Below are 9,416 nucleotides of genomic sequence, written 5' to 3' on the forward strand. Positions count from 1 at the left end.
ACGCAGCTCAATGCTGATAAAGCGGAACGACTCCGCCGCGGCCGGACCGTCCTTCAGGATCGCCGCAGCCCGGGAAATCTCCTCACGGGAGAGCGGATCCAGGGGGTGGGATACCCCTACCCCGGCGTGAATTTCAGTGTTGAGAGTCATGGTTTTCTCCTTGGTTCTTTCTGAGGATGAAGATCCCTATGGCCTGATAGGCGATTTGCCCCGTGACATGAGTGGCGTTGGGCGAATACCCGGCAGACCACTCAGGTGCTTGAAACCTGCCTGGAGGAGGCCGGACCTTGGCTTTGCCAGCGGAGCTCTACTCTGAACTCCGTTGGCGTGATGCCGGTCACGTGTTCCTCTTGCAGCCAAGCTACGTGAAATAAATCATTTAGTCTAGCCTTTTTTAGGGATATTCTCTTATTGCTCTATTTATGGCGCGCTGGCCGGACTTAGCGGGCCAGCAGCCAATCGGAAGCGGCCTTGCGGTAGCGGATGATGCCCTTGTACTCGGCCATGTCGTCCGGCAGTTCGGCCAGCACATGGCCCATCTTTTCCCGCCACGCCGGTACCCGGGCGATGTCGGAGAGGGGCAGGAGGTGGGTCCTGACAAGGAACAGCAAGGCACCCGAGTGTGGAAGACGGACCAGGTGCTGAACTTCCACGCGCAGGTGGAGCTTCTCCGGCATGGCAGGGTCGTCGGCAATGGTGCTTCGGTCCGGGCCCCACTCAGGGTACGTTTCCGTGGAGGTGTCCAGGCGCCGGCCTATGGTTAAGGTCCAGTTGGTCCGCCGAAACTGCTCTCCAGGCTGCAGGCGCAACAGGAACTGTTGCGCCCGGCTGATGATGCGTTCCTCCTTCACCCGCGGGACGGGATGATGGATTTCCATGAAGTTCATGCCCACATCGAAGCCGAATGACCAGTCGGCGGCGAAGGTGACGAGGCCGGCGTCGAGCCACAGGGTATCTTCCCGGACATCGAGAAGAATGATGTCGTCCTGGATCTGGCTGCCGAGGAACCGCATCGGCCCCCCAGGCAGTGAGCTGTCGTCGCCGACGGTGAATTCAATGTCGAGATTCTGCAGGCCGTTATGCCAACGGCAGGTGTTGCCTTCCCGGTGGTAAGACATCGTGTCCGGGTAATCATCCGCCATGGAGGACAGCAGGGTGGTCAGGGCGTCCCACACCGACGGACGCATGTGGGGGAGGACATTCACGCGGGAAGCGTCGCGGTCCAGCACCTTGGCGCGCTCGGCCAGTTCCTCCAGATAGTGTTCGTCGATGTCCACCAGGTGGGTTCCCCAGGAGCCGGCTTCCGTCGGTGCAGTCTTGGTGGCCGGTTCGACGTTTGCGCTGTACCGGTAGGTGTCGGAGGCAAAAGGAAAGGGGAAACGCCTGATCCGTTCGGGGAGAAGGGCTGCGTCCGGATCGGTCTCGATGATCGTGCTACTCAAAGGTCCAACTCCAATTCTGGGTCGTTGCTGCGCGAAACACAGCACATCATTGTGGTGTTCTCGGCTTTTTCCTGGTCGGACAGGTATAGGTCGCGGTGCTGGGGTGCGCCGCGAAGTACCGGCAGGACGCATTCGCCGCAGATGCCCTTGCGGCACATGTTGGGGATGGTCTTCCCTGCTGTTTCGAGTGTGTCCAGCAGCGAAACGCCTGCCGGAACTTCCAAACGAACGCCGCTGCGTGCCAGGTGCACCGTAAAGGGTTCGCCCGCGTCCAGTTCGGCTGCGCCAAAGGCTTCTGAATGGAGCCGGGCGGATGACCAGCCCTGGCTCCGGGCCTCTTCCAGGACCGCATCCATGAAGACGACGGGACCGCACACGTAGAGGTGCGTGCCGAGGGGCTGCGTTATGAGCGCTTCGGCCAGCACGCTTTGGAAACTGCCCCGGTTAGTGCACTCGATCAAAGCGGTCAACCCCGGCCCCAGCAGTTTCCGTGCTTCCGCCACGTGGGCCCCGGCGTCGGGCCGGTGCACGTAGATCATTGATGCTGTGTTGCCCCGTTCCACCGCTGCCCTGGCATGCGAAAGAATCGGCGTGATGCCGATTCCTGCAGCAACCAGCAGATGATGCGAGGCGGTTGATGCGGGAGCAAATGCACTCCGGGGGCGCGAAACGTTAACACGGTCGCCGACCGAGAGCCGGTGCATTGCTACGGAGCCGCCGGCGCCTTCATCGACCCTCAGGACGGAGATGGTGTAGTCGGACGGTGCGTTGCCTGAACCAGTCAGCGAGTATGCATTGACGCCGCTCCCGTATTGGACCACAAGGTGGCTCCCCGGGACATAGGAGGGCAACCGTCCACCTTCCGGAGCAGCGAAGGTAATGCTGACAATCGATTCCGTCTGGCGGCTGATGTCTGTCACCTCCAGGTGGAGGCCTCCCTCCACCGCAGGGTGGACCTGGGGCTGGAGCGCTATGGCGGTCATGCTGCCTCCTCGGCATGGGCTGAGTAGCCCAGATATGCGCCTCTACGTCGGGAAAAGTGATCAGTGACGGCCAAAATGGTGGAGCACCCGTGGCACGTCACCTCGGTGCCGGCTGTCACGTCAACGGTGGTGGACAGGCAATGCGGACAATAAACGAACCGGGGTCCGGTTTCCTGGGACAGGAGCGTTACCTCCTCGCCCAGAAGACCGCAGTCCGCGGCGACTGCGGCGGCTGCCCGGATATCTGTCGGGGGTCCTGCGAGTACAAGACGGACGCCGACACGGGAACTGCCGAATACGGATTTGAGTTCCAAGAGGGTGTCGGCGGTTGCTGCTTCGAAATGGAGATCGTAGCGGGGCTGGCCATCGGTGTCTGGAACTGCGGTGTCACCTGTGGATCCGAAAGATACACAGATGACACCGCGGAAACCAGGTTCCAGGCCGTTGCCGGCTGCTGGCGGCGTGGACGCGGAACGCATGGCGGGTCCTTACGGGTTGAAGGTGCGGTCGCCGGCGAAGAACCCCAGGCCGTACTCGGGGGTCTCGAACTTCACGGTGGTGCCCTTGGGGAAGAACAGCACGTCGCGTTCCTTCGCGTGTGTGACTTCTCCGGTGCTCTGGTCCGTGAGGATGAACTCGCCCTTGATGACAACCTTCATCTCGTCGTAGGTGTAGGTGTAGACCAGCGGCTCGGACGCCTTTAGCTCGAAGAAGCCGGCGCACATGACCGAGCCCTCCGGGTTGTGCAGGGAGTCGCCGATCGCGGAGATCGTCCCCGGCTCGTTCATCGACGGCAGGCCGATGAAGCCGTTTTCGACCTTGTGGATGGATCCGGCCTTGGTCAGTGATCCTACGAGTGCAGTTTCCATGGTGTTGTCTCCTATGACTGATGGTGTGAAAAATGGGCTTCGGGAGGGGGCCGTCTTCCGGACAACCGGCCTGGCCGCGCTCCGCGGGGTGTGACCTGAGTCACGCTTCCTGCCCCACAAGCAAACCTACGGGACTTAATTCATCTAGTCCAGACTTTTTAAGAGTTAAGTGGAGAATTCTGGTTTATTTCTTCCCGGCGCGGTTGAGGGGCCCGGGGTCCCCCGAACGCACTCACGGCGGGTGCCAGGCCCTGGAAAGGCCCGGCATCCGCCGTGAAGCAGGCACGAAGTACTATCAGCCCTGCAGTTCCGTCATCTGGTATTTTGAACCCTCTCAAGATCTCCGGCGTCCTCGTCTGATGAGGGAACGGTAGCTGCCTTGCTCTTCAATCGGCGGGCTTCACGCTGGGTATACAACCAGATGGGTATGTATAGCGACAGTACGAGGAAGCCGACCCAGGTGGAGGTCCAGCCGACCTCCAGGCTGTTCAGGTAGACAACGCCCACCAAGCACAGGGGCAGGTTGAACAGGCCAAAGATCAGGGCAACCTTTTTCCAGCCCTTGGGGGCCTTGAAGGGCCGTTCCAGATTCGCGAAGGCCGGGTGATTCTTGGCCCTGACATAGGCAAACAGGCTGATGCCGTTGGCGCAGGTGTAGCCAATCGCGGACGCCGCAAGGATGGCCGCCGGGGTTCCCATGGAAATCAGCACGAGGTTGAAGGCACCGATGACCAGCATGGCAACAAACGGGGTCCCTTGGCGGTTTGTCTTGCCCAACACCCGCGGGAGGTTGCCTTCACTCGACATGGAGTGCATGGCGCGTGAAGAGCCCAGGTAGGCCGTCTGGATGATGAGGATCATGGCAGCGATCAGCATGATGATGGTAACCATGGTGCCTGCTTGGCCGAAGACAGCCAGGGCCACTGGAATCAGGGGCGACAAGGGCTCGGCCAGTACGCCCTCAACCCCGAGCACGCCGATCACTGCAGATTGCACCAAAACAAACGAGAAGAAGCAGATGATGCCGCAAGCGTAAAGTGCTTTGGGAACATCCCTCGACGGGTTTTTGTATTCGGGACCATAGATGGCGGCCGTTTCCCAGGCGCAAGCACTCCACTGGGCGATCGCAAAGATGCCAAAGAGGATCAGGATGTGGTGCATGTCCCAGGCCCAATCGGCCGGCATCCAGCTGCCGGTGATATTTGAGAGCTCGACTTTCCCGGTAGCGAAGGGCGCCACGGTCAGGACAACCAGGGGTATAAGGGAGAACGCAGCCAGGACGTAACCCAGTTTGGCTCCATCCTTCAGGCCAAACCAGTTCACGATGAATAAGCCGGTGAAAATCACCAGGCCTGAGATCAGCGCGAGCTGGTACTCGGTGAATGTCTCGGCCAGCACCGGAAACAGCCCATGCAGGTATCCGCCCACCAGGATCGAAAAAATTGCCAGTACAGGGTTCCAGGCAAACCAGTAGCTCCAGGCACTGAAGCCGCCGATCAGCTTGCCCTTGTCGTACTTGCCCTTGTAGTTCTCAGTCCGGAATACATGCTGGGCAAAGCCCGGCAGGCCGGAAGCTTTGGGGAACGTCGTGGCCATCTCGGCATAAGCGGTGCTCTGCATAAAACCCTGGAGGACTGATATCCCCCAGATGAGAATTGCTGCGGCGGATACGTACATCGGCAGGTAGCCCAAGGAGGGCAGAATCAGCAAGGGCACGCCCAGCGCAATGGCCAAACCCTGCTTCCAGTCGATCGACCTTTCCAGGTGATCGGTGCCGTCCAAACGATTTTCACTCATAAAATCTCCCTTAAACTACTCAAGTCGTCTCTGACTTCTTCGTCGGTTTTGGATCTCCCATTGGCAGTGAAAGGACATCTCTGTCCAGTCCGGCATGGGGTGCTGCAGCGTCAGCCGGCAGCACGGTCCGGCAACTGCATGACTTTCCGGACGGCGGACTGGCAGGTAGAACGGAGGCAGGCTCCGGTGCGCACAGGATTGGAGCGAACGGGCTGTGCTGACAGTGCGCCAAGGGGTCGCTCGCAAAGACACCTTTGAGGGTTGCGCTCCCCGGGATGTGGACGAGGGTGTTGCCCAAGCGGGGGAAGCTCTTCCTCTGGTGCCGTAAGGCTAGTCACCGTTCCGCAGTATCGCGTGTGAAACAGATCACGCCAACAGGCTACAGCCTAAAAGCTCTATTGCGGTAGGTTTTGTCACCGAATCTTTCTTGGTCCGTGCAAACAACCCCAGCCGTTGGACCGGGGAGGGGCGGGGCCTAGACCATGTAAATCAAGGAAAGCCCGAGGTGAGGCACATCCAGGTTCATCCGATGTTGATTGGGCTGCCCGGACTTAATACGCTCACCAACGAGGTATGACCCGGAGTTGCCCAGAATGACCCGGTTGCTGGCATTGAGGAGGGCCGCATCGCCGGAAATGGCGCGCAGCGTGGGCATGATGAGGGGTTCCAGGTCCTTGATCCGGATATCACAAGCAGCTACCCCGCTGAAACGTCCCTGGATGCCCAGCGGAGCCGCGAAGGTCAGGATGTATTCCTCGAAGCCGAGAAAGTCCACATACGGCCCCCACATACTCTGCTCACCGGTGGACGCGGCCGTGGAGAAAAACGGCAGCTTCTCATAGTCGTAGTACCGGCTGCTGCCCGGAGTCATGTCGAGGTCGAGCCTGCCGATGGTGCCGTATTCCTTGCGGGCCCACCAGTCCAAAGCCGGCACCCCCTCCCCGAGGGTTTCCACCGCAAAGAAAGTCCCGGCCCCGGCCGCATAGCTATTCTTCGTCAGGAACTTCCGGGGACATTCGTCCAAGCCCTCCAAGGCGGCGCTGTCGACACTGGACCTGCCCGCCAGATTTCGTTCAAGGCGGGTGGAAACGTCGCTGGAGAGTTTGTTGACCTCCGTGCAGACGCCGCTCAGCCAGGAAGAAAGGGCAGAGGCGGCTTGTACGACTTCGGCGGTGGGCTTCATTGACCATCCTGGTTCGATTGCGCGTAGCCGAGGGTCAGTTTCTTGTCGATCAGGTGGAAAATATTCCGTCTGATGTGCTCAAGGACAAGTTTCTGGGCCTTCTCGGGCTGGTCCTGGGCAACTGCCCGGACCAATTCCAAGTGTTCAGCGGTTGCCTGCTCGGGGTCAAATGCCACCGTCAGGGGAGTCCAAAGCTGCTGAACTGTTTCTTCCTGAAGCCGGATCTCCGCATTGGCAAGCCTCGGTGACTGGGCGGCTATCGCCATCTCGATGTGGAAGCGGCTGTCGGCCGGTGCCCGCACTTCGGGAGTATCGGCCAATACCAATGCCCGGGCAAGTTCCTGCAGCCGCTCGCAGTCGTGGGCTTCGGCACGCTCACAGGCCAGGCGGACGGTGGTGGCTGCGATGGCGGAGTGTTCGTCTCCGATGTCACGGATTTCCGAAATCGACGTCGAGAGGAACCAGTCCCGTATTACGTCGGTCTGGGTACGAGGCTGGCTTACCACGAAGGTTCCCCCGCTGCGGCCTCTGCGGGTCTCGACGACTCCGCGCTCGCGCAGTTCCCCCAGAGCTTCGCGAAGCGTGGCGCCGCCAACCCCAAACATTTCCGAGAGGGCGGCTTCCGGAGGCAATCGTTCACCTACTTTGAGCAGCCCGAGCCCGATGGCCTTGGTAATCCTGTCCACGATCGCGTCGGCCCTCTCGATTTCGGGCAGGGACCTATATATCTGGGACTGGAATGAGGACGGCGAGGCCAAAAGTCTGCGCTCCGGGAACTGGGCTGCGAGGTGGGGCAAATAACAAGCAAGTCCGGACCGCTGCGACAGGACTCCGCTCTTATACAGAGTCTAAGCAATAAATCCTTCAAAACTGCGGCTTTCCGGCGCTTCCCACCCGCCCTCCGAAGGGGTGCCATCCCAAAGTGTAGTTAGAACCGTCAGAAAACAGTGTTACCCCTGCCCGTTCGCTTCGGGAGTATGGATATCAACCAGAAAGCGTCGTTCGGCTCCACAGGCCAACGACCGAATAGAAGGGGAAAACATCGTGACTACGACAGCAAGTGCAGTTCGTACCGGGTACAGCAGCACAGACGACATTGTCCGGAATCTCTCTCTTGTCAGGGACGAGATCACGGACACAGCGGCCAAGATTGACGAACAGCAGATCGCCGACCTGGCCCGTCACCTTAGCCAGCCTGGCCGGGTGTTCGTCGCCGGTGCCGGCCGGAGCGGCCTGGTACTGCGGATGGCCGCCATGAGGCTGATGCACCTTGGCCTGAACGTCCACATCGCCGGCGACACCACCACTCCCGCAATCGCTTCCGGCGACCTGCTCTTGGTGGCCTCGGGATCGGGAACGACCGCGGGGGTCGTCAAGTCGGCCGAAACAGCGGCCAAGGCGGGTGCACGCATTGCCGCGTTCACCACCAACGCGAGTTCACCGCTTGCCGGCCTTGCCGATTCGCTGGTCATCATTCCGGCCGCCCAGAAGACCGACCACGGCTCCAGCGTTTCCCGCCAGTACTCAGGGTCACTCTTCGAGCAGGTACTTTTCCTCGCCACCGAAGCACTCTTCCAGTCCCTGTGGGACAACACGGATGTGCCTGCCGAAGAGCTCTGGCTCCGGCACGCAAACCTCGAATAACCGAGGCGCAGCTTTCACCCACCGCAGTATCCATCAATTTTCAACACCCACCGCATTTCCCAACAGAAAGAAAACATCATCATGAAGCTCCAAGTTGCTATCGACCTGCTGACCACCGAAGCCGCCCTCGAACTCGCCGGCCAGGTAGCCGAATTCGTTGACATCATCGAGCTCGGTACCCCGCTGATCAAGGCCGAAGGCCTCTCCGTCATCACCGCGATCAAGAACGCCCACCCGGACAAGGTTGTTTTCGCTGACCTGAAGACCATGGACGCCGGCGAACTCGAAGCCGACATCGCTTTCAAGGCCGGCGCTGACCTGGTGACCGTGCTCGGTGCCGCTGACGACTCCACCATCGCCGGCGCCGTCAAGGCTGCCAAGGCCCACAACAAGGGCGTTGTCGTTGACCTCATCGGCATCGCAGACAAGGTGACCCGCGCCAAGGAAGTACGCGCCCTGGGTGCGAAGTTCGTTGAGATGCACGCCGGCCTGGACGAGCAGGCAAAGCCCGGCTTCGACCTGAACGGTCTGCTCCGCGCCGGCGCCGAAGCCCGCGTTCCGTTCTCCGTGGCAGGCGGCGTAAAGCTCGCCACCATCGCAGACGTCCAGAAGGCCGGCGCCGATGTCGCCGTCGCCGGCGGTGCCATCTACGGTGCAGCCGACCCGGCACTGGCAGCCAAGCAGCTCCGCGCCGCCATCAACTAACCAGCCGGTTGGCGGTGGCGTCCCGCACTCCCAACAGTCGCGGGACGCCACCTCCGGGCTGCAGGGCTTCTGCTTGGGGGGCTGCAGCCCGGAATGTCTTTCCTGTACTGCCCGCGGAGATACGTTTCCGCGGGCAGTACGATTCAGTGCTGAATCCACCTGCAGGAACACAACACCCCAAAGATGTGGGGTTGGCGCATGGGCGCACCTATACCCATGGGAAGGAACTGTTCAACATGCGTAGTCAGACCACACACGATTTAGAAGTAGTTGTTACCGAGCCAAGCCGTCTTTACGAGTTGCTCGACGATGCCGAGGCCACCCTTCGAGCGGTAGCCAGGCCCCACTGCTATTCCGGCATTCTGGTCACCCGCCACACGCCGAGCCGGTACACGCTCGCCCTCAGCGACACCGTTCCCTACGGTGAGACCCGCGAGCAGCTTCTCTCCTAACCGCCGGTGCCCGGCCGCACTGCCCTGTCGAAAGTTCAAAGCAACCATGTCACTTACCTACGTTGATTCAAGTGCGAGGACCGGACCCAAGCCGGGCCGTAATCCGTTGCGGGATCCGCGGGACCGCCGTCTGAACCGGATCGCGGGTCCGTCCTCGTTGGTGCTCTTCGGGGTGACCGGGGATCTTGCCCGGAAGAAGCTCATGCCGGCGGTGTATGACCTGGCGAACCGGGGGTTGTTGCCGCCGAGTTTCGCGCTGGTCGGGTTCGGCCGGCGCGGCTGGAGCCATGCGGAGTTCGCCGCCCGGGTGGAGGAGTCCGTGCGGGCGTACGCGCGGACGG

10 protein-coding genes and 1 pseudogene are annotated in these 9,416 nt (G+C 61.0%); 4 read left to right on the forward strand and 7 right to left on the reverse strand.

Annotated features, from left to right (window positions below):
* Positions 1-440: 440 nt before the first annotated feature.
* The 7 genes from IAQ70_RS22300 to IAQ70_RS22330 all read right to left on the reverse strand — a co-directional run bounded on the left by IAQ70_RS22300 (position 441) and on the right by IAQ70_RS22330 (position 6,960).
* Positions 441-1,442 (reverse strand): heme-dependent oxidative N-demethylase family protein, encoded by a 1,002-nt coding sequence (locus IAQ70_RS22300; protein ID WP_223860557.1) that lies wholly within the window; start codon positions 1,440-1,442, stop codon positions 441-443.
* Positions 1,439-2,425 carry a PDR/VanB family oxidoreductase gene (locus IAQ70_RS22305; protein WP_223860558.1) on the reverse strand — a complete coding sequence of 329 codons (987 nt, stop codon included), beginning with the start codon at positions 2,423-2,425 and terminating at the stop codon, positions 1,439-1,441. Before IAQ70_RS22305 ends, IAQ70_RS22300 begins: the two co-directional genes overlap by 4 nt.
* A complete protein-coding gene (locus IAQ70_RS22310; RefSeq protein ID WP_190992141.1) occupies positions 2,422-2,904 on the reverse strand; it encodes a dimethylamine monooxygenase subunit DmmA family protein in 483 nt (160 codons plus the stop codon). The genes IAQ70_RS22305 and IAQ70_RS22310 overlap by 4 nt, the downstream gene beginning before the upstream one ends.
* Before the next feature lie 9 nt (positions 2,905-2,913).
* Positions 2,914-3,294, reverse strand: coding sequence for a cupin domain-containing protein (locus tag IAQ70_RS22315; RefSeq protein ID WP_164204613.1), 381 nt, complete (start codon positions 3,292-3,294; stop codon positions 2,914-2,916).
* A 312-nt stretch (positions 3,295-3,606) separates the two neighbouring features.
* Complete coding sequence (locus IAQ70_RS22320) at positions 3,607-5,091, reverse strand: APC family permease (protein ID WP_190992142.1); 1,485 nt, start codon at positions 5,089-5,091, stop codon at positions 3,607-3,609.
* Between the two features lie 475 nt (positions 5,092-5,566).
* Positions 5,567-6,274 (reverse strand): cache domain-containing protein, encoded by a 708-nt coding sequence (locus tag IAQ70_RS22325; protein WP_190992143.1) that lies wholly within the window; start codon positions 6,272-6,274, stop codon positions 5,567-5,569.
* Positions 6,271-6,960 carry a FadR/GntR family transcriptional regulator gene (locus IAQ70_RS22330; protein ID WP_317983748.1) on the reverse strand — a complete coding sequence of 230 codons (690 nt, stop codon included), beginning with the start codon at positions 6,958-6,960 and terminating at the stop codon, positions 6,271-6,273. The genes IAQ70_RS22325 and IAQ70_RS22330 overlap by 4 nt, the downstream gene beginning before the upstream one ends.
* 358 nt (positions 6,961-7,318) lie before the next feature.
* Between IAQ70_RS22330 and hxlB the strand changes: the two genes are divergently transcribed.
* The 4 genes and pseudogenes from hxlB to IAQ70_RS22350 form a co-directional block, all read left to right on the forward strand.
* Positions 7,319-7,918 carry a 6-phospho-3-hexuloisomerase gene (hxlB, locus tag IAQ70_RS22335; RefSeq protein WP_317983749.1) on the forward strand — a complete coding sequence of 200 codons (600 nt, stop codon included), beginning with the start codon at positions 7,319-7,321 and terminating at the stop codon, positions 7,916-7,918.
* An 81-nt stretch (positions 7,919-7,999) separates the two neighbouring features.
* A complete protein-coding gene (gene hxlA / locus IAQ70_RS22340) occupies positions 8,000-8,623 on the forward strand; it encodes a 3-hexulose-6-phosphate synthase (RefSeq protein ID WP_190992144.1) in 624 nt (207 codons plus the stop codon).
* A gap of 236 nt (positions 8,624-8,859) precedes the next feature.
* A complete protein-coding gene (locus IAQ70_RS22345) occupies positions 8,860-9,075 on the forward strand; it encodes a hypothetical protein (RefSeq protein WP_190992145.1) in 216 nt (71 codons plus the stop codon).
* Positions 9,076-9,121: 46 nt separating this feature from the next.
* Positions 9,122-9,416 (forward strand): annotated as a pseudogene (locus tag IAQ70_RS22350) (glucose-6-phosphate dehydrogenase); the annotation flags it as partial.

The sequence above is a fragment of the Pseudarthrobacter sulfonivorans genome (assembly GCF_014712225.1).
GTDB classification, from domain to species: Bacteria; Actinomycetota; Actinomycetes; order Actinomycetales; family Micrococcaceae; genus Arthrobacter; species Arthrobacter sulfonivorans.